The organism is Verrucomicrobiia bacterium (assembly GCA_035460805.1).
Taxonomy (GTDB): Bacteria; Patescibacteriota; UBA1384; order CAILIB01; family CAILIB01; genus DATHWI01.
Genome location: DATHWI010000029.1, coordinates 1 through 24,135, shown reverse-complemented (window position 1 = coordinate 24,135; position 24,135 = coordinate 1). Strand labels below are relative to the sequence as shown.

Sequence of the window (24,135 nt, the reverse complement as noted above, 5' to 3'; positions counted from 1 at the left end):
CCCGGAAATTAGATGGCGCGATGGTTGAGCCGGGTCAGGAGAATATCCGCCCACTCGGCATTATGATTGAGAATCACCCAGAAGCCCGGCCGCAAGCCGGTCTCGCAGAAGCAGACTGGGTATACGAAGCCATTGCCGAGGGCGGCATTACCCGCTTCCTTGCCCTTTATGCCGATGCCAATACAAAGGATGTCCGCGTTGGGCCGGTACGGAGTGTCCGCACCTACTACCTGGACTACGCACGCGAATACAACGCCTTCCTGGCCCATGTGGGCGGGAACAGCGACGCCCTGGCCAGCATTCAAGCCAATGGCGGAATCACGGACCTTGACCAGTTTGCCATTGGTGAGCCCACTTTCAAGCGTGATTTCAGCCGGAATGTAAGCACGGAACATACCATGTTCAGCTCTACGGGGAAGCTATGGAACCACATCACCAGTAAAAAGTATGAACAGGCGGGCGGGTATGAGCCACTTCTCTTTACCGATGAGGCACCCGAGGCAAGTAGGGGAGCAGCGCAGAATGTTTCCATCGATTTCTCCTCCGCCTCTTTTGGTGTGAAATGGGCGTTTGACCCTAAAACCAATACCTACGCGCGTGCCATGGCAGGCCTAGCTCACAAGGACGCCGACACGGGAGAGGTGATTACCACTAAGAACATCGTCCTGCAGACCGTTCAGAGCGTACAGGTGACCAGCAGCGGGGGTAAGGTAGTAGGTAAGTTCACCCTTACCGGATCTGGCAAGGTTGTTGTGCTTAATAACGGTATCGCCACCGTAGGAACATGGAAGCGCTCAGGAAATGAGCGAACCCGGTACTATAACGCCGATGGCTCAGAAATGAAGCTTGTCCGCGGCAATACCTGGGTTGAGGTAGTCCACCCCGATACTGTAATAAGCTATTAGCACACAAAAAAGACCCCGTTGGGGGTCTTTTTTGCTAGCAGTCCGGCACCACCGAACAGAAACCATTTTATGTGTTTCTGCCGGTGAGAGTCGGCTGCCCGTTAGCGGTTCCAACAGTGCTTGGAAGCGTTCCAGGCACGAAGTCCGCCTTGTGAGATCTTCCAGGCAGCAGCCTCAGCGTTGGCACGGGGGTCAAAGATTGACATCCCAGCCTTACCCTGTGGCGTACCACGGAAGGTGCTCGGCATGAACTGGAACATTCCAGATGCAGCCGATCCGCTCTTGTTGCGTGCCTCTGACCGTAGGCCAGACTCACACATACCAATGCGGAGGAGCAGGTTCACGTCTACGCCATACTTGGCAGCAGCTTCGCGAACGATTTGCTCGTTCTCGGCACGTCCTGTGGACGTAACCGGGCTTACATTAACAGAGGCGGGAGCTGCTTGCGCAAGCTTACGTGCCTCAGCGGCCTTCTTGGCAGCTGCAACACGGCGTGCTTCAGCAGCCTTACGCTCTTCTTCCGCCTTAATGCGGGCCTGTTCGGCGGCAACCCGTTCAGCCTCAACACGCGCAGCTGCTTCCGCAGCAACACGAGCATCAGCCTCGCTGGTACCAACCTGAATAGGCTGCAACACAGAGGAAGCAATGGTTAATGATAGATCCTCGGTGCGAGTAAGGTAGAGAGCCTCTTGGGCTTCCACACTCACGCGCACCAAGCGCGGTGAAGGGTCCGCGTCGTCAGGGCCGGCAGCTACAGCTGTAGCTGGTGCCACAAGTGCGGTAGGCATAAGCCCACGCACGACGAGTGATGTAACAAGCAGTGCACGTGCCGGACGCCACATTTCTGTGGGAATCCACATCCGCGACTGCGATAATTTATGTTGTACAAGCAGTGAAGCTCGTACACCCCCCCGAATAATACGGGTAATAAGCATGGTTCGAAATATACCACGGATGAGCATATTTGTCAATATAGATAATGAATACTTCAGATTGGTTACAGGTAAAGTACAAGCACATGACCGGGGGTGTTAGACACATCATGTGGTAGCCTAGAAGCATGCGCGATAACAAATGGTTGGCCGAACAGCTCGACCACATCCACAGCACCTACTTTGCCGACGTGCCCATTGAAAACACCATTTTGGTGCGTTTTGGACGTGAGAGCCGGACACGCTTTGGTAGCATCATCGCCAAACCCACCGCTGGGTACCGCCTACCAGTGACGTACATCACCATCAATTCGCTTTTTAAGGACGAAACCGTGCCAGAGTACGTCATCCAAGGCACACTCCTCCACGAGTTTGCCCATTATGCCCATGGCTTCCATTCACCCCTGAAACAGAAGTACCGTTATCCGCATAAGGGTGGTATCGTAAACCGAGAGATCCGCACCCGGGGAGCAGGGGACATCCTCAAGCTCCAAACCCGTTGGATCAAAGACGTATACCGAGATTTCCTTAAGAGCAAAGACCTCCTATGAGCGATAAGAGCATTTTCAGCAAGATCATCGACCGCGAAGCGCCTGCCAACATTATTTTTGAGAACGAACGAATCATCGTCATTGAAGATATTAAGAAGGATGCCCCCATCCACTACCTTGGGATTACCAAGCACCCCTTTAAGAGCATGCACGAGCTTCTCATGAGCGACAGCAAGGACTTATTGTGGGAACTTATGAACAAACTGGCTGAAATTGCTGCAAACGAGGGGATTGCAGAGACTGGTTACCGGTTTGTGACCAATATTGGCCCTAACGCCCACCAGGTTGTGCCCCACTTGCATGTCCACCTCTTGGGCGGCGCCTGCCTCCATATGAAGGACCCAAATATAAACGCTTGATCAGATTCAAGCCTTCTGGTACAGTAAGTCGGTACTATTCAGATCTAAATCAGGTTCCACCCGAAATGATTGTTCTCAAGAAAGAGAAAGAAACGAACCAGCAGGTTCTCCGTCGGTTTAACCGCCTTCTTCAGGCTCACAGCATTCTCCGTTCAGTGCGTGACCGCCAGCATTTTTTGAAGGAGCCAAACCGTTTTGCACGGAAGACTGCCGCCGTTCGCCGCGCCCAGTTGCGCGACGAAAAGCAGTGGTACTAACCTAAATTGCACCTATGCTCAGTGACCAGCTCAGTGCTGACCTGAAGCAAGCCATGCTTAACCGAGACGCTACAACCGTCTCGGTTTTGCGTATGCTTCAGTCAGAACTCAAAAACGCCTCCATCGCCAAACAGGGAGAAGTAAGTGACCAAGACGCCATCGCTATCATCCGCAAGGAAGTAAAGAAGCGCCACGAAGCTGCCACCCTCTACAAGCAGGGGAACAGCACCGAACGAGCGGAGGCCGAAGAGGCAGAAGCCGCCATTCTCTCCCGCTACCTGCCAGCTGCCGCAGATGAAGACACTGTCCGTGCCTTCCTTAAGGAAAAAGCTGCGGAATTAGGCGCCTTGGAGCCCCGCCACAAAGGCGAGCTTATTAAAGCCGCCGTGGCCAAGTTTGACGGGGGTGTAGATGGTCAAACCGCCGCCCGCCTTGTTAACGAACTCTACTAGGTACCTATGGCTTTGACATTTGCCCTCACCGAGCGGGATGCGGAACAGATTGGATCAGGCTCCCTCCAGCCCTTTATAGAAGGGTATGATGAGGCGTTTCCGGACCTAAGCTTCTTGGTTGACGTGGCCCTCATTGACCGCGAGCAAATGCAGCTCCTCAACAAGCAGCAGCGCGACATAGACGAGCCAACCGACGTCCTCAGCTTTCCCACCTTTCCTGATTTTGAAACCCTGAGGGAACATGCGCGCCAGCAACCAACATTACTTGGCAGCATTGTGATCTGCCCGGAAAAAGCAGAGGAATACCAAGAATCCCTCATCCAACTGGTCCACCATGGGCTTCTCCACCTCCTCTGTTACGACCACGAGACGGATTTTGCTGCATGGATCAGCGAAGAGCGGCGTATACTAGAAGTACTCGCAAAGCATTCTCTCCATATTCCACCCGTACCCTATGAGAGCATTTAGTTACCGCAGGTTTTTCCGCAGCTTTTACTACGCCTTCCGCGGGCTTGTTCGGCTTGTAGAAACCGAGCAAAATGCCCGGGTACACTTGGTTGCCTCCATTATCCTGGGTATTTGCGCGTATGCCTTTAACCTCTCGCGCGTTGAAGTAGCCATTCTCTTCTTCGCTGTAGTCTTGGTATTTGCCATCGAGATCATCAACACTGCCATTGAGAAGGTGCTCGATATTGTCCACCCTCATAACCACGACCAGATCGCCTACGTCAAAGATGCTTTGGCCGGCGCAGTCCTCATTGCTGCCCTCATTGCGATGGGTGTTGGCTTTTTCGTCTTCTACCCTCACATCAAGGCCCTGTTCTAGGGAGCTTTTAACCTGGCAGACCACTCCAAACACCTTGACAAATCAGGGTGTTTGTGGTATATTTCCCGCAAATCTTTTGGGACACGCGTCTCAAGGAATGTGGAGTCGAAAACAAATATGAAAATTCAAATATTGGGATTGCCGGTCGTCGAAGTAGGTGTAGGGCAGAAAGCCAACCAGGACGCCATGGCGTTCAACGACTTCCAACTCCGAAAGCTCTTCAAGCAATTCGGAAAGATCACGGACGCCGTTGTGCTCACGGACAAAACTACCACCCTACCGAAGGGTGAAGGATATGTCACCATGGACGACGAGGCCGGGAAAGCGGCTATCGAGGCCCTGAACGGCACAGCTTTCCAGGGGCGCACACTGCGCCTCACCGCAGCCATTCCACACGAGCCTTCCAGCACACGCAGCCGGCGAAGCTACGAATAGCGTTCACTCACGCGCCCCGCACAGGGGCGCTTTTCTTATCCTTAGAAAAGTTAGCCTGGATGTGGTCACACCGCCCGTACCAGATTGACGAAGGGCACTCTTTATGCTATACACAGTGCATGTTTGTGGACTTCGCGGCCATCTTCACCATTGTTTGCACATACGTAAGAAGCCTACTGCAGCATCCCCCCATGGCCAGTGAAGAAACTGACACCTGGAGGAATAGCCTACAGCCCTTCACCATTCACGATGTGTGCCCACCTCCCGGACACACCCTTGTCCAACTTCTCTACCCGGAATCGTGCCAAGGAGGGTTACCCATCCTCCCACCACCCTTTCCCATACCGGAAGCCAACTGGGGACTTTCCCTTGCTCACCTTCAGAGGGTAGAAGAGCCGGACATCGACCTGCTGATCGCCTCACTCACCGAGCCCCCTAGGCCCGAAGAGTATTTCCGGCAGTTCGACGCCATGTCTATTCCCATACACCCCAACTAGGGAAGGGACCCGCCAGAGCACCTCTCAGAGGTGCTCTTTTCTATTCCCTGGAGATATACCTCGACGCACCAATTTTGATAGGGTTGCCCCACCAGTACATCATCCCTATACTGGGTACATATGAGTCAGAGAAACGTCGTCGTCGGAATCGATGTAGGGAGCACGAAAATTGCTACCTGTATCGGTCACATGCAAGAAAAAGGGATCGACATCATCGGCGTCGGTTATGCCCCTTCCAATGGCCTTCGCAAAGGCATGGTGGTTGATATTGAAGAAACCGTTTCTTCTATTTCCGCCTCCCTGGAAGAAGCCGAGCGCATGAGCGGGCTGCCCGTCACCGAGGCAGTCGTTTCCATTGGTGGCGTACATATTCAGTCATCTTCCTCCAAGGGAGTGATTGCCGTGTCCCGCCAAGACGGTGAGATTTCTGAAAACGACATTCTCCGCGTACTCGATGCCGCCCGCTCCGTGAGCGTGCCGCCAAACCGTGAAATCCTCCACGCCCTTCCGCGTGAGTATTCTATTGATGGCCACCAGGGGATTAAGGACCCAGTGGGCATGACCGGTATCCGCCTAGAAGTGGAAACCCAGGTAATCAGCGCTGCCACTGCGCCGCTCAAGAATCTCACCAAGTGCCTGGAGCAAGCCGGCGTCCGCGTTGCTGACACCGTCTTCACCCCGCTTGCAGGTGCGCGCGCCGTCCTCTCTAAGCGGCAGCAAGAAATTGGTGTGCTTCTTATTGATATCGGCGGTGGCACCACTAGCTTTGCAGTCTTTGAAGAAGGCGACATTCTCCACGCTGGTGTCCTTCCTATTGGCGCCACCCATATCACCAACGACATCGCCATTGGCCTTCGCACTTCTATCGATACTGCAGAAGTCATTAAGGTGAAGTACGGCACCGCCTGCACCGACAAGGTAGGGGAGAACGCTGAACTTGACCTCAAAAAGATCGACCCTAAGGAAGAAGGCAAAGTCAGCCTTAAGTATGTTTCCGAGATCATCGAAGCCCGTCTCAACGAGATCCTTGTGATGATCCGTGACGAGTTGCGCAAGATTGGCCGTGAGGGAATGCTCCCGGCTGGTGTCATTCTTACCGGTGGCGGCTCCAAGCAAGAAGGCATCGTTGAACTAACCAAGAGCGTCCTCAGGTTGCCTGCGCAAGTGGGTACCTTGACCCACGATGTTTCAGGCATGATTGACAACATATCTGACCCTCTGTATTCTGCCAGTGTTGGACTGATGCTTTGGGGTCTGGAAGCCGGAAATGCACCTACAGCATCTAAGCGGTCGGGAAATCTACCTCTCGGTTCCGCTATCGGTCGCGCCAAAAACCTCTTCAAAAACATCCTTCCGTAAGCTCATCTCACATAACGCCAGCTAATGATGACTCGAGGCACGGGGGCACGCAGTTACACATCTCACAATAATCCAGGCGGCCCTGACGGGTACGCTGTTATTCGCGTAGTCGGAGTAGGCGGAGGTGGTTGCAATACCGTCCAACGCATGATCAACTCCAAAATGCGCGGAGTGGAATTTGTGGCAATCAATACCGATGCACAGGCACTCGCCAATAACGATGCGTCAGTAAAGATTCAGATTGGAAAAGAAACAACCCGAGGCCTAGGGTCTGGAGCAGATCCAGAAATTGGCCGCCGTTCAGCAGAAGAAAACAAAGAAGAAATTTACGAGACCCTTAAGGGTTCGGATATGGTCTTCGTGACCTGTGGTATGGGTGGTGGCACCGGAACCGGTGCCTCGCCGTACGTAGCAGAGATTGCCAAAGAACTTGGCGCCCTTACCGTTGGCGTAGTCACCAAGCCATTTGCCTTTGAAGGCCAGCGCCGCCGCAAGGTAGCAGACCTTGGTATTTCAGAGCTCAAGGACAAGGTGGACACCCTTATTACCATCCCGAACGACCGGCTTTTGCAGGTCATCGACAAGAAGACCTCCCTCTTTGACGCCTTTGGCGTTGTAGACGATGTCCTTCGTCAGGGTGTGCAAGGTATCTCAGACCTTATTACCTTGCCTGGTATCATCAACCTGGACTTTGCCGATGTCAAAACCATCATGCAAGATGCCGGCTCCGCCCTTATGGGTATTGGCCGCGCACAAGGTGACAACCGCGCCATTGAAGCTGCCCGCGCCGCTATCGACAGCCCGCTCCTCGAGCTTTCTGTAGATGGTGCCAAGGGAATCCTCTTCTCCATCGCTGGTGGCACCGACCTTGGCATGTACGAAATTGACGAAGCCGCCAAGGCCATTACCGAAGCTGCCGACCCAGATGCCAACATCATCTTTGGTACCATCATCGATGAAACCATGCAGGGTGAGGTTAAGATTACCGTTGTGGCCACAGGCTTTGAAAACGAAGCCAACCGCCAACAGCAGAACCGCCGTTTCATGGTGGGAGCCACGGGCCGTCCTAATGAAAGCGGTACAAACTACCCAACGGGACAGACCACCGTTACCACCCTAGGCGGACTGCCGTACCAACCTTCCCAACCACAGCGCCAGCCCATGCAGCCTGAGCCTATGCGTCAGGAACGGCAGCAGCAGGACCAACAGCCTATGCCGCAGCAAAACCCTTACGGGCACCAGCAGCAACAGCAAAACCCGTACGAGCAGCCACTCCAGCCGCCACGCCGTCCTGACTTTAACCAGCACGACCGCGAAGAAGAGCAGAACGATGCAGAGGAACTTGATGTCCCAACCTTCATCCGCCGCAAACTGAAGTAGCAGCAAAGCCCCTTAACCGGGGCTTTTTTGTTAGGGAAAGTCCTGATACAACTAGGGCATGGCAGGAAAAACTGGCGCACCTCCAAAACCCTCAGAAATTCTTAGACAAAGCATTCTCCTGGCTCTCTACAGAAGGAAGCGAACTGATAAGGCCCTCCTCAGGGCACTTAAATTTGACCCCGCTTCCCGCGACTGGGAACAAACCAACTACCAAATTCGCCAACTGTTAGCCACGGGCATCCTTATACGGGACAGCGAAGGGCGTCTTGAGCCCGTCTACACCAAGAACGGACTCCGGGACAAGCGGAAAATACACTTAGACAGCTAAATGCTGCATTCCATGGGCACATCCACAAGATGTGCTCTTTTTTTGATGAAACATATCAACATGTAGTTACCGAACATAATCCGAAACAGAGCTCGCAAAGCCACTTTCTTATACCCCCACGTCCGAGGCATATTTACGCAATATATGGGGGGTCTTACGATTAATGAAGCACTATATCTAGTACCTTACCGCCATGTTGTGCCCCAAGTGTAAAAACCGCGACACCCAGGTTGTCGACTCGCGGGAAGTACACGACGGAGTCCGCCGCCGCCGTGAGTGCCTCGACTGCAAGTACCGGTATACCACGTACGAACGAATAGAGGCCCCACAGATTGTGGTGGTGAAGAAAAATGGGAACCAAGAACGTTTTAACCCGGAAAAAATACGCAAGGGCGTTGTGACCGCGTGTAAGAACCGACCCGTTTCCAACCTTCAAATCGACCAAATTGTGAGTGAGGTATCTGAGCGTGTCTACCAGACAGGTAAAGAGGAACTCTCATCGCAAGAGGTAGGTGACTTTGTTCGTGACCTTCTCCGCAAGACCGATGAAGTTGCCTATGTTCGTTTCGTTTCCGTTTACCAAGCCTTTAATACCCTCGACCAGTTCAGCCAGGCCATCGACAAGTTGCCTGCTAATCCGAAAGAAACCAGTCATGCCTAAGTCCTCTCCGCTTGTTACCCGCGTCTTTACCGATGGAAAAACCCACCCTTTTGACACTGTCTCTTGGGAAAAGCGCACCTCCAAGATTATCAACGAAAAGGGTGACACCATCTTTGAGCTGAAGGATGCTGAGATTCCCTCAGGTTGGAGCCAGCTTGCTACCGATATCGTTGTTTCCAAGTACTTCCGCAAGGCAGGTGTCCCGGAGACAGGGCATGAAGTAAGTGTCCGCCAGGTTGTGACCCGTATCGCCAAGAGCATCCGGGAAGCCGGTGAGGAATTTGGCAATTACTTTGACTCCAAGGCTGATGCTGACGCCTTTGAAGATGAACTCACTGCCATCCTGGTAACCCAGCGCGGCGCCTTCAACTCTCCTGTTTGGTTCAACTGTGGCCTGCACCAGCGCTACGGCATCCTGGGAGCCAAGGGTAACTGGTTCTGGGATTTTGATGAGCACGAAGTCCGTCAGCTAGAGCACAACTATGTCCGCCCACAGTGTTCCGCCTGTTTCATCCAGTCCGCAGAGGACGACCTCATGAAGATGTTCGACCTTATTAAGGCCGAGGCAACACTCTTCAAATACGGTTCAGGCACTGGTTCCAACTTCTCTAAGATCCGCGGAAGCGGGGAGATGCTTTCTGGTGGCGGCCTCTCTTCCGGCCTTCTTTCCTTCCTTAAGGTATTCGATGCCGCTGCAGGCTCCATTAAGTCCGGTGGCACCACCCGCCGCGCCGCCAAGATGGTCTGCTTGGACATGGACCACCCTGAGATTCAGGACTTCATCAACTGGAAAGTACGCGAAGAACGTAAAGTTTCCGCCCTTGTGGCAGCCGGCTACAGCTCCGACTTCAACGGTGAAGCTTACGGCACTGTAACCGCCCAGAACTCCAACAACTCCGTGCGTGTTTCCGATGACTTCATGGAACGCGTCATGAATGACGAAGTATGGAACACCATCGAGCGCACTACAGGGAACGTGGCTGGCACTTACCAAGCCAAAGACCTCTGGCGCCAGATCTGTGAAGCCGCTTGGCAGTGTGCTGACCCAGGCGTACAGTACGACACAACCATCAATGACTGGCACACCTCTGCCAACACGGACCGCATCAATGCGTCCAACCCATGTTCCGAGTACATGTTCCTTGATGACACTGCGTGCAACCTCGCTTCCATCAACCTTGTGAAGTTTGTGGACGAAGACGGGCGCTTTGACATTGATGGCTACCGCCAGGCAATCCGCGTGCTCTTTGTGGCACAGGAGATCCTTGTGGACTTCTCCAGCTACCCAACCCAGGCCATTGCTAAGAACAGCCACGACTTCCGCCCACTTGGACTTGGGTACGCTAACCTTGGCACGCTCCTCATGACCAAAGGCATTGCCTACGACAGCCCAGAGGCCTTTGCCATTACCGGAGCACTTACCGCCATCCTTACTGGTAAGGCCTACGTGGTTTCCGCTGAGATGGCTGCCCGCAAAGGCGCCTTCAACGGCTACGCCCTGAACGAGGAACCAATGCTCCGTGTCATGCGCAAGCACCGCGATGCCACCTACGTTATCGACAAGGAACTGTGCCCGCCAACCCTGCTTGAGGCTGCTCAGGAAGACTGGGAAGAAGCAGTAACCCTTGGTGAGAAGCATGGCTACCGCAACGCACAGGCAACGGTTATTGCCCCTACCGGCACTATCGGCCTTCTCATGGACTGTGACACCACCTCCATCGAGCCAGACTTTGCCCTTGTGAAGTTCAAGAAGCTGGCTGGCGGCGGACACTTCAAGATTGTGAACCAGTCCGTTCCACAGGCTTTGGCTAACCTTGGTTACGCCGAATCTGAAATTGACGACATCATCACATATGCTACCGGTACCGGATCCCTCAAGGGTGCACCGTTCATTAACTGGGACTCCTTGAAGGCCCGCGGCGTTGCTGAGTCTGACTTGAAGAAAATTGAGTCACAGCTGAAGAGCACCTTCGAATTGGCCCACGTCTTCAATACCATGAACATCAGTACGGAAAGCTTGGAAGCTGCAGACCTTAAGTCTGACGCTTTCTCCTCCGACATGAGCTTTGACTTCCTTAAGGCGATTGGTTTTACCAGCCGTGAGATTGAAGAAGCCAACAAGCACATCTGCGGCATGATGACCGTAGAAGGCGCCCCTCACTTGAAAGACGAGCACCTCTCCATCTTTGACTGTGCCAACAAGTGCGGTAAGTACGGGACCCGGTTCATTGAGCCAATGGGACACGTCCGCATCATGGCTGCTGCCCAGCCGTTCATCTCCGGTGCCATTTCCAAGACCGTAAACCTTCCTCACGAAGCTACCGTTGAAGAGATCAGTGAGATTTATTTCCAAGGATGGAAGCTTGGCCTTAAGGCCATCGCTATGTACCGTGACGGCTCCAAGCTCTCCCAGCCTTTGAACAGTGCTGGTACCAAGGACAAGGACGAAGACAAGAAAGAGGAAACAGGGATTAAAGCCGAGCAGGAAGCTGCGCCAGTTGCCGTAAGTGCACCCGCACCATTACCACTCCAAACCCGTCGCAAGCTTTCCGACGAGCGCCAATCACTTACCCACAAGTTCTCCATCGCAGGACACAAAGGATACATTACCGTTGGCCTCTACGAAGATGGCAAGCCAGGTGAGATTTTCATCACCATGGCCAAGCAGGGGACAACCCTCTCCGGCCTCATTGATTCCTTTGCCACCGCCGTTTCCATTGCCTTGCAATACGGAGTGCCGCTAGAGGTGCTTGTGAACAAGTTCAGCCACGTTCGCTTTGAACCATCCGGCATGACGAACAACCCGAACATCCGTATCGCCAAGTCCATCGTGGATTACATCTTCCGTTGGATGGGCATGAAGTTCCTGGACCGCACTGCCCACGAGCAGATTGGGTACAACAACCTCCCTAAGAACGAGGACCTTACGACAGACCTTACCGTTTCCGTACCGGTCGATACCGTGCAAGAGAAAGCTGGCGCCGTAGGGGTTGCCCAGGCAGAGCTTAACCACACCGTCCACCTAGAGATCAAAGGCAACGAGAAGCCGTTCAACTTTGACACTGCCAGCGATGCGCCGGTCTGTGGCGCCTGTGGTGGAATGACCACACGCAACGGAGCTTGCTATGTCTGCCGCAACTGCGGTGGCACCACTGGCTGCAGCTAAAGGATGCCTGCATCCAAGATCAGCCTGGACAAGGCTAAGTCTGACAAACTGTTCTACGTCGTTGCGAACGTGGTAGTGTACCGGCCCTCAGACGGCCGGTGCCTACTCCTCAAGCGAAGCGAACAGGAAACCGCTCACCCCGGCAAGTACGGGGTGATTGGCGGTAAGTTGGAGTGGGCCGATTTGGACATCACCAAACCAACCCGCCTCAACGGTGACGTCTTGGACTACGAAGGGGCAATTGAGAAACTCTTGGAGCGTGAGGTAATGGAGGAAGCGGGAGTCACCATTAGTGCCGGGCTCACGTACCTCAACAGCGTGGCGTACATCCGCCCTGACGGCATTCCGAGTATCCTCATTAAGTTTGCCGCCACTTACGCCGGGGGAGAGGTAAGCCTGGAGGAAGGCGCATTCACTGACTTTGCATGGGCCAATGCCGAGGAAGCCAAAGGCCTCCCGTGTATTGCCGGCATTGCAGACGAAGTAGCCACCGCCATTGCCCACTTCCAATGAAGCGACCTGCTTCGTGGAACCAGGTAGAGACAACTTTGTGGGCAAGCATCCTTTTTGTAGTATCCAGCGCCTGTGCGATGCTGACATACACAGGCGGCAATCCTCTTAGAGATGAGGCCCGCTACGCATTTGGTTTCAATTTTTTAAGTGACTTAGGAGTGAAGCTGCCTTACAGCCATACTCCCCAGCCCCTTACCAACCTCTTTTGGGCAATGGCCTTGGGAAGTGCGGCCATTGCGCTTACTTCCTATGTCCAATCCCTAAAGGGGACTCAGGGAAGCCGCCTGAGCGCCGCACTGGCTTGTCTCAGCCTTTTGGGAGTAGGCCTATTGCCATCAGACGTATACTTCTGGCCACACCGGGTAGCACTACTCGCATTCTTGGCCTCGCTCATTACTGCCTTTGCATTTCTCTCCCGGACAACCAAAGAGCACGCGCCACGCATCCTTCTCATTACCTGCCTGTTTTACCTCCTCTTCCTCCTTCTTGGTCCACGGCCTGAAACATCACTCGATGCCCGCACGGTGCACGTACTGGCACAAAAACTCATGGTAGGCATGGTATTTGCCACCCTTATCGCCACCAGTGCACGGAAGCTGCGCTCCTGATACACTACCTCTGATGTCCGAAGAAAACGCCGAGCGTATCCAGGAGATCCTCTCTGGTACCAACACCTCCCAGCTAGAAGCAATTACCCACGTTGATGGGCCTTGTTTGGTTGTGGCGGGTGCCGGCACGGGGAAAACGAGTGTTATTACCAAGCGGATTGCCCACCTCGTCCTTAAACACGACATAGAACCGGAACGCATTGCCGCGCTTACCTTCACCGATAAAGCAGCAGGGGAAATGCAGGAGCGGTTGGATGAGATTCTGCCGTATGGCACCTTTGTTACCACGAGCACCTTCCACTCCTTCTGCAACGAACTCATCCGCCGGCACGCGTTCCGCATTGGTATCAATCCTGAGGCCCGACTTATCACCGAGGCGGACCAGGTGGCGATACTCCGGGAACATATGGAGCGGTTGCCCCTGGAGAAGTACCGCCGCGCCTACAACCCAACCCCACTCCTTAAACAAATCGCCCGCTACGTAGAGCAAGCTAAAGAAGCGCAGCTTACGCCAGCAGTACTCATTAAACATGCGGGAGATGCACTGGCTGCCGCCACTGAAGAACCTGAAGCTGAGTGCGCTGCTGAGTACTTGGAGCTAGCCCAGTGTTACCGCGTTGCCACGGAGCTGTACACCGAATTGGATGTACTGACCTACGCCGACCTACTTAGGCATGCACGGGACATCTTGCAGTCGTCACCCTTGGTCCAGAAAGAAGAGCGAGAGCGTTTCCAATACCTTCTTATTGATGAGTACCAAGATACCAATACGATCCAGGCAGAAATTGCCTATCTCATAGCGGGAGAGCAGGGCAATTTGTTTGTCGTTGGGGACGATGACCAGGCCATTTACCGGTTCCGCGGTGCAAATGTCAAAAACATTCTGGACTTTAAAGACCGTTTTCCCCAGGCGCGTGTAGTGACACTAACCCAGAACTACCGCTCCACCCAAGCTATTTTAGATGCTGCCTACAGGCTCATCCAAAACAACAACCCACACCGGTTAGAAGCGCACCTTGGCATCAGCAAACAGCTTGTGGCTGAGAAAGGCGAGGGGACTGAGCCAACCTATTTGCATTACAGTACGGGCACCCACGAGGCAGAAGGGGTAGCCACCACCATTCAAGGCCTTCTGGAGAGTGGTGAGTACGCACCTACAGACATTGCCGTTATTGCCCGCTCTCACAACCAGCTCGACAGTTTCCATGAGGAGATAGAAGGATTGGGCGTCCCGGTTAGCCGCGCCAAGGAAGGGAACTTTTTCCAAGAGCCTAGCGTGGTGCAGGCACTCGCTTTCCTACGGTTCCTCAGTTCGCCCCACAACAGTGAAAACCTGTTCCGCCTTCTCACAGGCGAGCCTTTTGATGTGTCAGGCGAAGCTGTGGCAGAATTCAATATCCTCGCCAAGAAGCGGCATCAGAGCTTATGGACCGCCCTCAAGAGCGCTGAAACCATTGAGAATGAAACCCTGGCCACCAGCGTGCAGTACTGTGAGAAACGCCTTGCCGAACACGCCGCCAGCGCCCCATCCACAGCCCTTCGGGCTCACATCTGTGGGGAGTCTAACTGGCAGACTAAGCTCATTGAAGCGGCGGAGGAACGGGCGGCCATCCACCTGAACTCCCTTTACAACCAAGCGCGCACGTTTGAGCTGCTCCACCAACCAACTACCATCCTTAGTTTTGTGGACCATACGGACAGGCTCATTGCGAGCGGGGAAGATGTCACCGTCCAATCGGAACTGAGCACACCCACGGAAGGGATTACCCTCATTACCGCCCACAGCAGCAAAGGGTTGGAGTTCCCAGTAGTCTTTGTAGTGAACATGGTGATGCGGCGCTTCCCGCTCCAAATGAGCGGGGGAAGCTTGCAGCTACCATTGGAGCTCGTCACACCCCTAAAGGACAACGTACCCCATGAGGAAGAGCGCCGGTTGGCATATGTGGCCTTTACCCGCGCCAAGGAGCGCCTCTACCTGACCGATGCCGCCCGGTACGGGACAAACAAGACTGGTTCAAAACCCTCTCCCTTTGTGACAGAAGCGTTACCGATACCGGAAACACCAGACTTCTCTGACCAAGAACTGCGGGGCACCACCATGCGCGCACCGGTAGAACAGGTAGTCACGCGCGAAGGCTTGGCGTTCCCACGCCAACTGAGCGCATCAGCCTTGGAAGCCTTTGAAGACAACCCGGCCGTATTTTACGAGCAGTACGTCTTACAGATTATCCCTGAGGATATTACCGCCATTAACTTTGGTAATGCGGTACACAACACGCTACGGGATATCTTCAATGCCCGTCGTGAAAAAGTGGAGCTGGACCTTGAAGAAACCTTTGCCCGCCACTGGGTAGGGGAAGGGTACGCCACCAGCAAGGACCGGGACACTGAGCGGGAAGCTGGACTACAAATGATCCGCACCCACCTTGCCGCGCTTGCCCCTGATTTTTACCCGGCGTATGTAGAAGAGCCTATTACGCTCCAGCTTTCTGATGGCTTCCGTATTACCGGTAAGGTAGACCGCATCGACCTCCATGAGGATGGTACGCATAGCATTATCGATTACAAAACTGGCAGCAAAGAAGCTAAGGAGGCAGATGTCCGGGAGAACCTTCCACTTGGTCTCTACGCTGCCGCCCTCATCCAACAACGCAAACAAGTCCGGGAGATAAGCCTGTGTTACCTCCGCACGAAGAGCAACCCATGCTTCTCTGTCAAAAAGGACTATTTGGTGACCCATATTGAACGAGCCAAGGCAATCGTGGAAAAAATGCGCTCTGCGTATGCCAATCGTGACTTCCCAGATTCCGGGAAGCGGTATGGCTCATCGTATATTCGGTGAATGTTTGGTATAGTATCCCCATGGAAATAGTCCTCATTGCCGTATCGGTTGTTCTCCTTGCCATCAGCGCCATGATGGTTGCTCAGGCACGTAAAAAAGGGCCAGATGTCACCGCCATGAACCAAGAGCTCATGCAGACGGTACAACTTGCCCAGCAGCAGAACCTCCAAATTATTTTGGAGCAGCTTAACCAACACCGACAGTCTTCTGAAAACCTTTCGGGGCAACTTCACAACCGTGTCGCTGAAACCGGCCGTGTCGTGTATGAATTGCAGACCCGCCTGGCGCAACTCCAAGAAAACAACAAGCGCATCTTGGACATGAGCCAGGGGATTGCGGATCTACAGAACATCCTGCAAGCACCTAAACTGCGCGGTGAGCGTGGGGAAATTTGGCTCGAGGAACTGCTCACCCAGATGATTCCCAAGCAGCACATCTCCATCCAACACCGCTTCAAAAGCGGCGAGGTAGTAGATGCAGCCATCAAACTGCGCGACAACCTCCTCCTTCCCATAGACTCCAAGTTCAGCCTTGAGAACTTCAAGAAAATGATGGATCGGGAAAACCCGGACGCCAAGCAGCACGAAAAGCTCTTTGTCTCAGATGTCAAAAAGCGTATCGATGAAATCTCCCGGAAATACATTCTTCCTACTGAGGGAACACTCCAGTACGCTTTTATGTATGTCCCGGCTGAGAATGTTTACTATCAAGCATTCATTGAGGACAAGGGCGGCTTTAACCTGACCCGCTACGCCTTTGAGCATCACGTCATTCCAGTATCACCCAACTCACTCTATCCCTACTTAGAGATTGTCATGTTTGGCCTTCGTGGTTTGGAGATTGAACAGAGCGCGCAAGAAATCCAACGCGGCCTGGTAGAACTCCATGGTGACCTCTCCCGCTTCGACGAAGACTACCGCAAGGTTGGCGTTCATCTGAAGAACGCAGCCGGGAGCTTTGAATCTAGCGACAAACGCCTGAGCAAGGTTCAGCTCAAACTTGGCAACCTCAGCAAAAAAGAAATTGCGGCCGGCGACCCGCTCCCAACCCTCCTCGATGACCCAGCCTCATAACTTCACGGTTGAAGAGGGGACACGCCTGGATGTTTTTATCACCAGCAAGCTCCCTCAGTACTCCCGCTCCAAAATCCAGCGGCTTATTGAGGCTGGCCACGCCACAGTCAACGGCAATGTGACCGCCGCCTCTAAGCATGTACTCCTTGTTGGGCAAACCGTAGGCTTTACCGAACCCGAACCAGACCCCGAGTTCCCGCCCGCAGAAACAGGGACTCTTTCTATTGTGTATGAAGATGATGCCCTTATGGTCATCGACAAGCCCGCTGGCATGGTAGTCCACCCTAATACCTTCAACGACACCGGCACACTCGTCCAGCTCCTCCTTACGCTTCGGCCAGAGATTAAAGGGGCCTTGTATGACCCTGAAAGTACGGTAAGCCGGTTGCGCCCGGGAATTGTGCACCGCCTAGACAAAGACACGAGCGGCCTCATGGTAGTAGCTAAAACGCGCCCTGTCATGCTGGCACTGAGCGAGCAGTTCCATAAGCGCACTGTGAGCAAGGAATACGAAACGCTCCTCTATGGGGAAATGAAGGAACCCAGGACGGTTGAGGCCCCCATTCACCGCAAGAGTGGCACCACTAATACTATGGTTGCCTCGCATGAAGGCGGGCAGGGGAGAAGTGCCACCACTCACTTCACCCCAGTAGAAGTGTGGGCGCCATACCCTAAGTGGCCTACGGAACTTGCCACCAAAGTGCGTGTAAAGATTGAAACAGGGCGCACTCACCAAATCAGGGTGCACGCCAAGTTTATTGGGCACCCCGTTCTTGGCGATCACCTGTACGCCAACCGGCCCTCTGAAAAGCTATCAGAGCGCATGGGACTGACCCACCAACAACTGAAAGCTGTGCACTTGGCATTTACCCACCCGGTAACCGGCAAGCCCTGCTCATTCTCACTGTAAAAAAGAAGACCACCCGCACTGGGTGGTCTTTCTGAAATTACGGCCTGCATCGTTTAGCTGTCTCGTAGAGAGAGCTACCCAATGTGAAGGCTTCTTGGTAACTGGGATGGAAGGTCTGCCATTCCGGGGGTATGACCTCGAGGCCGCTGTTAGCCCCGATGAGCGCCCCCACCATTGAAGCGGTAGTATCGCAGTCTATGCCGTCGTTCACCGCCCGGAGAACTCCCGCTTGGAAGTCGTCCCGATAGGTAAGGTACATGAGAATGGAATACACCACCGATTGGTTTGCCAGCCACCCGGGTGTGATCTCAAAGGTAATCCTGTCCGGATTGCCTATCATACGCACACCCTGTTCCAACGCAGCCTGTGTGGAAGAGCTTTGCTTAGGTATGGCTCCAATGAGCCGCTTCAACCTATCCTTGGCATCCATATGCGTTTCAATGGGATCAGCCAGAGCCCAAGCAGCCAGGTAGGCCACGGCAAAGGCAGTATCCCAGGCTTGGGGATCTGTGTGTGTCATGACACCCAATGCGTAGCACTCCAACCATAGTTGGCGCTGGGAAAATGCCTCCCCATCACGGGCCATGTGAAAACACCCCAGGGGAGCAGTCTTCATGGCCACGCCATTTGCCGCACCACGCATGGGACCACTACTTATTGAGGGCGTGCCACGCATTCGGCCCTCCCGCGCATCGGTTTCTTCGTAGTCCAGGAAGGCCTGAATGGCCAGCTTGGTATTTTCACCCCACCCAGCTGTTGAACTGCGAAGCGCCTGTATATGTGCGCTCTCCATTCCTTCCAGGTTAAACCCACGGTGCTTGATGAGCGAGTAACCCACCATCTTTGAAAGCTGGAAGTCATCGGTAGTCTGTCCTGCTCGTAAGTTGGCGTTTTCCCGGATCTTCATTTGCATGCCATCCATGAACGTGGTGACGCCGCCGGGGACCAGCTTGGCAATCCGTTTGCGCGACATAGTTTCAAAGGGCTGGCCCATGCCATCACCAATTGCAGCGCCCAACAAGCAGGCTTGAATTTTTTCCTTCATTGTTAATCCTCCAGCGAACAAGCGAAACGTACCTGAAATGAGGTATAAAGACAACCCCTATAGGCTCCTGCTAGTATCATTATATGGAACCAAACACTCTCACTTTTGAAAGCGGCATACTCCTTGGACTCGTCCGCGCTTACTTTGTGGATGAAAAGCGCAGTGTTACCTGGGAAGCAGCCTGGTGGCTCAACCCGTATCTCTTGCTTGTCAAAGACAGTGGGGGAGACTTCACCCTCTGTGGCCTGCGCTCCCAGGTAAACCTCCCTAAAGGTAGGGGTAACTCATACGGATGCTTCACCCGTTACCCAGCCTGGTCCCTAGACCTGAGCACGGTAGGGGAGCAGGCCAATGCTAGTCTGGAGGTTGCGTTCACGTACGCCAAGACCACCGTCACCACTGCAGGGAAACCTCTCGAGTGGCTAGAGAACCCTGAACCCGTCAGCCCACGCCTCCTTGCCACCTAGCACTGCGCGGTGACACTTGCTATCGTGAAGAAGTTGAAGAGGGGCAACCCTCTTTTCTTGTATCTATGACTCCTCAGGAACGCGTACGCATCACCATTTCACTTTCGAAGGAAGTTGCAGAACGCATCGACGAGACTGTCGACGGTATTCGCATTCGCAACCGTTCCCACGCCGTTGAATCTTTAGTTACAGAGAGCCTTCAGATTTCCCAGGTACGCCAAGCCGTCATTTTAGCAGGAGGGGAGCATGCCGTCCGCAGGTTGCCGGCCATCCGCCGTATCCTCCAAACCCTCTGCCGCTCCGGCATCTTTGACCTCATTGTTGCTCTAGGGTACCAAGGTGATAAGATCCGCCAAGAACTCGGGACCGGCAGTGAGTACGGCGTGCGCATTACCTACCACCAAACAGAACTAGGGACCGGTGGCGCACTTTCCGAACTGAAAGAACATTTCAAGCAAACCTTCATTGTTGTGAACATTGCTGAACCTGTTGACCTAGACCTGCGCAACATCATCAAGTTCCACCGTGAGCACAACCCAGTGGTAACACTGGCCAGCCGCAGCCTGACCGATCTCACTGGTGTCTACATAATGGAACCTAAGATTTTTGCCACCATCCCGCATGAGTTCTGTATGCTGGAAGACACCGTATTTCCGGAGCTCACAAAACAGGGTAAGCTGTTACCGTACCCAGTTTTGCACACACCACCAAACCGCTCGTAACGAATTCACCCTATGCGCCAACGACTTTGGATTACCTTCGTCCTAATCCTCGTGCTAACCGGCCTTGCCGGCTATATTGCTAAACCTAGTACCGAACGCCTTTTCCTGGGCACTTGGAACCGTGATGTCACCCTGCGCCAGGGTCTAGACCTTAAAGGCGGTGCCCACCTTGAGTACGAAGCGGATACCAGCAAAATTGCCGCTGGCGATGTTGCTGCCGCCATGGATGGTGTGCGTGAAGTGTTTGAGAGCCGTGTTAACACCCTAGGTGTTACCGAACCCGAAATTCGTACTGGTACCAGCAATGGCAAACCAACCATGATCGTCGACCTTCCTGGCGTTTCCGACATCAGCAAGGCCAAAGAGATCCTTGGTTCAACCGCTGTGCTGGACTTTAGGGATGCCGAAGGGAACGTAGTCCTGGAAGGCAAGCACGTGATTGCCGAACAAACCGTAGCAGAGCCTCTTCAGCAGGCAACTGGCCTGACTTCTGGCAACCAGTGGCAGGTCCGCCTCACGCTTAACAATGAGGGCAAGGACGCCTTTGCTGAGGCCACTGCCGCCAATACCGGCAAACAAATTGGCATTTACCTGGACAACCAGCTCATTTCGAACCCTACGGTAAACCAAGCTATTACCGATGGCGTGGCCATCATCAGCGGTAACTTTACCGCCCAGGACGCCAAAGACTTTGCCCTTCAGCTCAAGAGCGGTGCACTCCCTGTACCAGTGACACTTGTCCAAGAGCAGACGGTTGGTGCAACCCTAGGTAGCGATGCCATTAGCCGCAGTATTTTTGCCGGTGCGGTAGGCCTCCTCCTTATCTTGCTCTACATGATTGCCTACTACCGCTGGTGCGGAGTCATCGCCAGCCTAGCCCTCATTGTTTACTCTCTCCTGAACATCGCACTCTTCAAGTTCCTTCCTGTCACCATGACGCTGGCCGGCATTGCAGCGTTTATTATTTCCATCGGCATTGCCATTGATACCAACGTGCTGACCTTTGAACGTCTGAAGGAAGAATTGCGGCAGGGGAAGCCACTCCCTGTAGCGGTAAATGAGTCGTTCCGCCGTGCGTGGACCAGTATCCGCGACTCCCACTTGGCAGGGCTTATCTCGGCCTTCATTATCTTCATCTTTGCCTCCGGGCCAGTGCGTGGGTTTGCCGTCGTACTGATCATCGGTACGCTACTCTCGCTCTTCACCGCCATTACGGTGGTCCGCAACTGGATGCTTCTCGTTGCCGGCAGCCGCTTCTCCCGTCTCCTAGAATTCAAATAGTCATGGAAAAACGCGCTTTCAACATTATTGGGAACCGGAAGACCTGGTACATCGTATCCACACTTCTCATTATCCCAGGGATCATTTCACTCTTCGTTTGGGGCCTCAACGTAGGTATCGATTTTAAAGGCGGTACTCTCCAACAACTCAGCTTCGTAGGGGATAGGCCTAGCGCTGATACCATCCGCGAGGACATTGCCAAGGCAGGCATTCATGGTGCCACCATCCAAACCAGCGGGGACAAGGATGTGATCATTCGCTTCCCTAACGCAGAAGGGAAGACACCGCGAGAAGAAGGAACCAAGCTTGTAGATACCTTCACCAGCAATGGCCAGGAGGTGACCGAACAGAGTTTCCAGAACATTGGTGGCTCAGTAGCTAAAGACACCACTCGCAAAGCCGTTACAGCGGTCATTTTAGCCGCTTTGGCTATCGTGGCGTTTATTGCATACTCTTTCCGTTCCGTGCCACGCCCTACGAGCAGCTGGCGCTTTGCGGTTACCACCATCTTTGCACTTGCCCACGACATCCTCTTTACCGTTGGCGCCTTCTCTATCATCGGCCACTTCTTCCCAACCATTGAGGTGGATGCACTCTTTATCACGGCCCTACTGACCATCCTTGGCTTCTCGGTTAATGACACCATTGTGGTATTTGACCGTATCCGCGAGAACCTGCGTCGCACTCCTACCAAGCCGTTTGAAGAGATTGCCAACTCAAGCCTGAACCAGACATTGGCGCGCTCACTGAACACTTCCATGACAGTATTGATTGTCCTAGTGTCACTCCTTCTCCTTGGTGGGGAGTCCATCCGCAACTTTATCCTCGCCCTTACACTGGGGATTGCAGTTGGTACGTATTCTTCCATCTTCAATGCCGCACCAATCTTGGTAAGCTGGCAGAACTGGGTGAATAAGAATGCGCTTACCCCGTTAAAGCGCCGGTAATATAAAAAAGGACCCCAGCCGGAATGGCTGGGGTTTTTGATTTAGGCACTGCCGGCCAACACTGAGGCGGGGGCGTACCGAGAAAGTGACTCTGCAAGTGAGAAGAGGCGTGTTACAGCCAAGGCTTTGACACATCCTTCTTGGTGCTTACGGGACAAGCCATGGAAGGAAGGTTCCACAACGTAAAAGGGAAGATGACGCCATCCACCATCCCAAATACTGCGACCTGAGGGTTCTTGGCCATCCAGCTTGCGGGAATAGAATTCCACCCCATGCTTTTGGCTGAACCGTACCGGCGTCCACCATGCAAGCTGCCAGTCTGGAAGGTTTGCACTTTCAGCATCCCAGCCCATAGGCCCCTCAAGGTAGTTCGCCGTAACTTCGCAGGCGATACTAAGTTTCCTGTAGGCCGCAAACTCTGGGGACGACCGGATTTCATTCAGCCATTCGTCTGCGGCCCTGAATGAGCCGGGGGAAAGATTCTTTCCACAAAGCTGGTTCAGTTCTTTTATGAGCTGCTCATTACGCACACACAAAGGGGTTTGTGCCACGTAAGACAACCTAACTGCCAGTACTTCTTCCCAGTCAGCACTGAGGATCTGGCGTAAAGGGCGTTCAACTAACTCCAACAAACTACTCATATCTCCACTCCTATTTTCAAAGTAAGCCCACCATACCAAAGCCGTCGGAAATAGCAATTCGATTCCAGGTTTGCAAACCTGTTAGAAAAAGACACCCGGTCGGGTGCCTTTTGATACTACCGCATAAACAAGATCCGGTTGCCACGGATAAAGCTCACGTACGATTCCAGATTGCTATGGATGGTTTCCGTAAGAATCTGCCGGTACATGTCCCTTGTCTTGGTACTAGGGAAGACGTGGTAGCGGTGCTTGCCCTCCTTAAAAAGGGGCTTTACGCGCTCCACGTACTGCTGCTTGAGCCCAATAAACCGGTCAAGCTCGTCTGCCAGTTGAGGGAGACCCTTCTTTTCCACGAGCTGGCGATACATGTGCGCCACCTGGTCAGCTGTATCGCCCCGGGGGAATGCCTGGACACCCTTCCATGCTTCACACGCCTGGCGCGCGAGCCGGACTGGTCCCGAGAGGACATCGGAAAGCGCGTTATAGCGCTCCGACGACGTATCTCCGCCCCGGGTAAACAACCCCGACAGGACTGACTCCCTCGCAGCAAGGAACTCCATGCCTTGCCGGTAAAAAAGATTTTGCACCGTTGGCTTTGAATGATCAAGCCAGGTAGGTTGCAAGTAACTTACGGGGTTTTTCTTACCGAGCGTCAGTGCGTCTTTCCTGCCTCCCATATAGAACAGGTGGCGGTACATACTTGGCCCCACCCCACTTTCTGCACCAGAGAGTAATGCCACCATGTTTTCTAGGTGCACATTGCAGGTAATGCCAAGCGGACGTCCCCGCAGGTCACCCACCAGTTCTCCCAACCCACAGCGGAGATCGATCTCTTCCGCGGGCGTATCGGCGCTATAGAGCAGAATGACCTGCAAGTCATCGGCCAGCGTTAGTTTTTCCGGGGTCGCAAGCAGTTGGGCTGTCGACCCATACAGAAGTGCGGCGCGAATCTGGGGAAGGTGGCTAAAGCCCCGCTCC

At 53.8% G+C, this 24,135-nt stretch carries 27 protein-coding genes; 23 read left to right on the top strand and 4 right to left on the bottom strand.

The features are described 5' to 3' along the window. A partial coding sequence (locus VLA04_00985) for a DUF3048 domain-containing protein (GenBank protein ID HSI20272.1) occupies positions 1-905 on the top strand: 905 nt, incomplete at its 5' end. A 101-nt stretch (positions 906-1,006) separates the two neighbouring features. On the opposite strand, the gene VLA04_00980 is transcribed toward VLA04_00985, so the two are convergent. Then, complete coding sequence (locus tag VLA04_00980) at positions 1,007-1,765, bottom strand: transglycosylase SLT domain-containing protein (GenBank protein ID HSI20271.1); 759 nt, start codon at positions 1,763-1,765, stop codon at positions 1,007-1,009. Between the two features lie 200 nt (positions 1,766-1,965). Between VLA04_00980 and VLA04_00975 the strand changes: the two genes are divergently transcribed. From VLA04_00975 to VLA04_00890, 18 genes are all read left to right on the top strand, one after another. Continuing rightward, a complete protein-coding gene (locus VLA04_00975) occupies positions 1,966-2,388 on the top strand; it encodes a hypothetical protein (GenBank protein HSI20270.1) in 423 nt (140 codons plus the stop codon). Then, positions 2,385-2,747, top strand: coding sequence for an HIT domain-containing protein (locus VLA04_00970; protein ID HSI20269.1), 363 nt, complete (start codon positions 2,385-2,387; stop codon positions 2,745-2,747). The genes VLA04_00975 and VLA04_00970 overlap by 4 nt, the downstream gene beginning before the upstream one ends. A gap of 65 nt (positions 2,748-2,812) precedes the next feature. Further along, positions 2,813-3,004, top strand: a complete 192-nt coding sequence (locus VLA04_00965; GenBank protein HSI20268.1) for a 30S ribosomal protein S21 — start codon at positions 2,813-2,815, stop codon at positions 3,002-3,004. Positions 3,005-3,018: 14 nt separating this feature from the next. Next, the gene (locus tag VLA04_00960) at positions 3,019-3,456 is read left to right on the top strand and encodes a GatB/YqeY domain-containing protein (protein ID HSI20267.1); all 438 of its coding nucleotides are present in this window, start codon (positions 3,019-3,021) and stop codon (positions 3,454-3,456) included. Positions 3,457-3,462: 6 nt separating this feature from the next. Then, a complete protein-coding gene (ybeY, locus tag VLA04_00955) occupies positions 3,463-3,924 on the top strand; it encodes an rRNA maturation RNase YbeY (protein ID HSI20266.1) in 462 nt (153 codons plus the stop codon). Further along, complete coding sequence (locus VLA04_00950; GenBank protein HSI20265.1) at positions 3,911-4,282, top strand: diacylglycerol kinase family protein; 372 nt, start codon at positions 3,911-3,913, stop codon at positions 4,280-4,282. Before ybeY ends, VLA04_00950 begins: the two co-directional genes overlap by 14 nt. Positions 4,283-4,399: 117 nt before the next feature. After that, positions 4,400-4,717, top strand: coding sequence for an RNA-binding protein (locus tag VLA04_00945; GenBank protein HSI20264.1), 318 nt, complete (start codon positions 4,400-4,402; stop codon positions 4,715-4,717). A gap of 119 nt (positions 4,718-4,836) precedes the next feature. Beyond that, positions 4,837-5,214 (top strand): hypothetical protein, encoded by a 378-nt coding sequence (locus tag VLA04_00940; GenBank protein ID HSI20263.1) that lies wholly within the window; start codon positions 4,837-4,839, stop codon positions 5,212-5,214. Positions 5,215-5,334: 120 nt separating this feature from the next. Further along, positions 5,335-6,573 carry a cell division protein FtsA gene (gene ftsA / locus VLA04_00935; GenBank protein ID HSI20262.1) on the top strand — a complete coding sequence of 413 codons (1,239 nt, stop codon included), beginning with the start codon at positions 5,335-5,337 and terminating at the stop codon, positions 6,571-6,573. A 99-nt stretch (positions 6,574-6,672) separates the two neighbouring features. After that, a complete protein-coding gene (gene ftsZ, locus VLA04_00930) occupies positions 6,673-7,953 on the top strand; it encodes a cell division protein FtsZ (GenBank protein HSI20261.1) in 1,281 nt (426 codons plus the stop codon). Positions 7,954-8,011: 58 nt separating this feature from the next. Further along, positions 8,012-8,281: a hypothetical protein gene (locus VLA04_00925; protein HSI20260.1), complete on the top strand. Its 270-nt coding sequence runs from the start codon at positions 8,012-8,014 to the stop codon at positions 8,279-8,281. A gap of 193 nt (positions 8,282-8,474) precedes the next feature. Continuing rightward, the gene (gene nrdR / locus VLA04_00920; GenBank protein ID HSI20259.1) at positions 8,475-8,942 is read left to right on the top strand and encodes a transcriptional regulator NrdR; all 468 of its coding nucleotides are present in this window, start codon (positions 8,475-8,477) and stop codon (positions 8,940-8,942) included. Then, complete coding sequence (locus tag VLA04_00915; protein HSI20258.1) at positions 8,935-12,108, top strand: vitamin B12-dependent ribonucleotide reductase; 3,174 nt, start codon at positions 8,935-8,937, stop codon at positions 12,106-12,108. Before nrdR ends, VLA04_00915 begins: the two co-directional genes overlap by 8 nt. A gap of 3 nt (positions 12,109-12,111) precedes the next feature. After that, positions 12,112-12,621: an NUDIX domain-containing protein gene (locus tag VLA04_00910; GenBank protein HSI20257.1), complete on the top strand. Its 510-nt coding sequence runs from the start codon at positions 12,112-12,114 to the stop codon at positions 12,619-12,621. Then, positions 12,618-13,229 (top strand): hypothetical protein, encoded by a 612-nt coding sequence (locus tag VLA04_00905; protein ID HSI20256.1) that lies wholly within the window; start codon positions 12,618-12,620, stop codon positions 13,227-13,229. Before VLA04_00910 ends, VLA04_00905 begins: the two co-directional genes overlap by 4 nt. Positions 13,230-13,242: 13 nt before the next feature. Continuing rightward, on the top strand, positions 13,243-16,071 hold the full coding sequence (locus VLA04_00900; protein ID HSI20255.1) for an ATP-dependent DNA helicase: 2,829 nt from the start codon (positions 13,243-13,245) through the stop codon (positions 16,069-16,071). A gap of 20 nt (positions 16,072-16,091) precedes the next feature. Further along, the gene (locus VLA04_00895) at positions 16,092-17,144 is read left to right on the top strand and encodes a DNA recombination protein RmuC (GenBank protein HSI20254.1); all 1,053 of its coding nucleotides are present in this window, start codon (positions 16,092-16,094) and stop codon (positions 17,142-17,144) included. After that, a complete protein-coding gene (locus VLA04_00890; GenBank protein HSI20253.1) occupies positions 17,128-18,054 on the top strand; it encodes an RluA family pseudouridine synthase in 927 nt (308 codons plus the stop codon). Before VLA04_00895 ends, VLA04_00890 begins: the two co-directional genes overlap by 17 nt. Before the next feature lie 37 nt (positions 18,055-18,091). Here the strand turns inward: VLA04_00890 and VLA04_00885 are convergent, their stop codons facing one another. Continuing rightward, positions 18,092-19,099: an ADP-ribosylglycohydrolase family protein gene (locus VLA04_00885; protein ID HSI20252.1), complete on the bottom strand. Its 1,008-nt coding sequence runs from the start codon at positions 19,097-19,099 to the stop codon at positions 18,092-18,094. A gap of 83 nt (positions 19,100-19,182) precedes the next feature. Here VLA04_00885 and VLA04_00880 point away from each other — a divergent pair, with 83 nt between their 5' ends. The 4 genes from VLA04_00880 (at position 19,183) to secF (ending at position 22,516) form a co-directional block, all read left to right on the top strand. Further along, on the top strand, positions 19,183-19,566 hold the full coding sequence (locus VLA04_00880; protein ID HSI20251.1) for a hypothetical protein: 384 nt from the start codon (positions 19,183-19,185) through the stop codon (positions 19,564-19,566). 65 nt (positions 19,567-19,631) lie between these two features. Beyond that, the gene (locus tag VLA04_00875) at positions 19,632-20,288 is read left to right on the top strand and encodes a hypothetical protein (protein HSI20250.1); all 657 of its coding nucleotides are present in this window, start codon (positions 19,632-19,634) and stop codon (positions 20,286-20,288) included. A 12-nt stretch (positions 20,289-20,300) separates the two neighbouring features. Next, positions 20,301-21,569 (top strand): protein translocase subunit SecD, encoded by a 1,269-nt coding sequence (secD, locus tag VLA04_00870; protein HSI20249.1) that lies wholly within the window; start codon positions 20,301-20,303, stop codon positions 21,567-21,569. Between the two features lie 2 nt (positions 21,570-21,571). Continuing rightward, a complete protein-coding gene (gene secF, locus VLA04_00865; GenBank protein HSI20248.1) occupies positions 21,572-22,516 on the top strand; it encodes a protein translocase subunit SecF in 945 nt (314 codons plus the stop codon). 41 nt (positions 22,517-22,557) lie between these two features. On the opposite strand, the gene VLA04_00860 is transcribed toward secF, so the two are convergent. Further along, positions 22,558-23,157, bottom strand: a complete 600-nt coding sequence (locus VLA04_00860) for a hypothetical protein (GenBank protein HSI20247.1) — start codon at positions 23,155-23,157, stop codon at positions 22,558-22,560. A gap of 116 nt (positions 23,158-23,273) precedes the next feature. After that, a partial coding sequence (locus VLA04_00855; protein ID HSI20246.1) for a hypothetical protein occupies positions 23,274-24,135 on the bottom strand: 862 nt, incomplete at its 5' end.

Bases quoted from the DNA above. Each gene is read 5' to 3' on its own strand.
- VLA04_00980 (HSI20271.1), bottom strand. From the start codon at position 1,765: ATGTGGATTCCCACAGAAATGTGGCGTCCGGCACGTGCACTGCTTGTT.
- VLA04_00975 (HSI20270.1), top strand. From the start codon at position 1,966: ATGCGCGATAACAAATGGTTGGCCGAACAGCTCGACCACATCCACAGC.
- VLA04_00970 (HSI20269.1), top strand. From the start codon at position 2,385: ATGAGCGATAAGAGCATTTTCAGCAAGATCATCGACCGCGAAGCGCCT.
- VLA04_00965 (HSI20268.1), top strand. From the start codon at position 2,813: ATGATTGTTCTCAAGAAAGAGAAAGAAACGAACCAGCAGGTTCTCCGT.
- VLA04_00960 (HSI20267.1), top strand. From the start codon at position 3,019: ATGCTCAGTGACCAGCTCAGTGCTGACCTGAAGCAAGCCATGCTTAAC.
- ybeY (HSI20266.1), top strand. From the start codon at position 3,463: ATGGCTTTGACATTTGCCCTCACCGAGCGGGATGCGGAACAGATTGGA.
- VLA04_00950 (HSI20265.1), top strand. From the start codon at position 3,911: ATGAGAGCATTTAGTTACCGCAGGTTTTTCCGCAGCTTTTACTACGCC.
- VLA04_00945 (HSI20264.1), top strand. From the start codon at position 4,400: ATGAAAATTCAAATATTGGGATTGCCGGTCGTCGAAGTAGGTGTAGGG.
- VLA04_00940 (HSI20263.1), top strand. From the start codon at position 4,837: ATGTTTGTGGACTTCGCGGCCATCTTCACCATTGTTTGCACATACGTA.
- ftsA (HSI20262.1), top strand. From the start codon at position 5,335: ATGAGTCAGAGAAACGTCGTCGTCGGAATCGATGTAGGGAGCACGAAA.
- VLA04_00925 (HSI20260.1), top strand. From the start codon at position 8,012: ATGGCAGGAAAAACTGGCGCACCTCCAAAACCCTCAGAAATTCTTAGA.
- nrdR (HSI20259.1), top strand. From the start codon at position 8,475: ATGTTGTGCCCCAAGTGTAAAAACCGCGACACCCAGGTTGTCGACTCG.
- VLA04_00915 (HSI20258.1), top strand. From the start codon at position 8,935: ATGCCTAAGTCCTCTCCGCTTGTTACCCGCGTCTTTACCGATGGAAAA.
- VLA04_00910 (HSI20257.1), top strand. From the start codon at position 12,112: ATGCCTGCATCCAAGATCAGCCTGGACAAGGCTAAGTCTGACAAACTG.
- VLA04_00905 (HSI20256.1), top strand. From the start codon at position 12,618: ATGAAGCGACCTGCTTCGTGGAACCAGGTAGAGACAACTTTGTGGGCA.
- VLA04_00900 (HSI20255.1), top strand. From the start codon at position 13,243: ATGTCCGAAGAAAACGCCGAGCGTATCCAGGAGATCCTCTCTGGTACC.
- VLA04_00895 (HSI20254.1), top strand. From the start codon at position 16,092: ATGGAAATAGTCCTCATTGCCGTATCGGTTGTTCTCCTTGCCATCAGC.
- VLA04_00890 (HSI20253.1), top strand. From the start codon at position 17,128: ATGACCCAGCCTCATAACTTCACGGTTGAAGAGGGGACACGCCTGGAT.
- VLA04_00885 (HSI20252.1), bottom strand. From the start codon at position 19,099: ATGAAGGAAAAAATTCAAGCCTGCTTGTTGGGCGCTGCAATTGGTGAT.
- VLA04_00880 (HSI20251.1), top strand. From the start codon at position 19,183: ATGGAACCAAACACTCTCACTTTTGAAAGCGGCATACTCCTTGGACTC.
- VLA04_00875 (HSI20250.1), top strand. From the start codon at position 19,632: ATGACTCCTCAGGAACGCGTACGCATCACCATTTCACTTTCGAAGGAA.
- secD (HSI20249.1), top strand. From the start codon at position 20,301: ATGCGCCAACGACTTTGGATTACCTTCGTCCTAATCCTCGTGCTAACC.
- secF (HSI20248.1), top strand. From the start codon at position 21,572: ATGGAAAAACGCGCTTTCAACATTATTGGGAACCGGAAGACCTGGTAC.
- VLA04_00860 (HSI20247.1), bottom strand. From the start codon at position 23,157: ATGAGTAGTTTGTTGGAGTTAGTTGAACGCCCTTTACGCCAGATCCTC.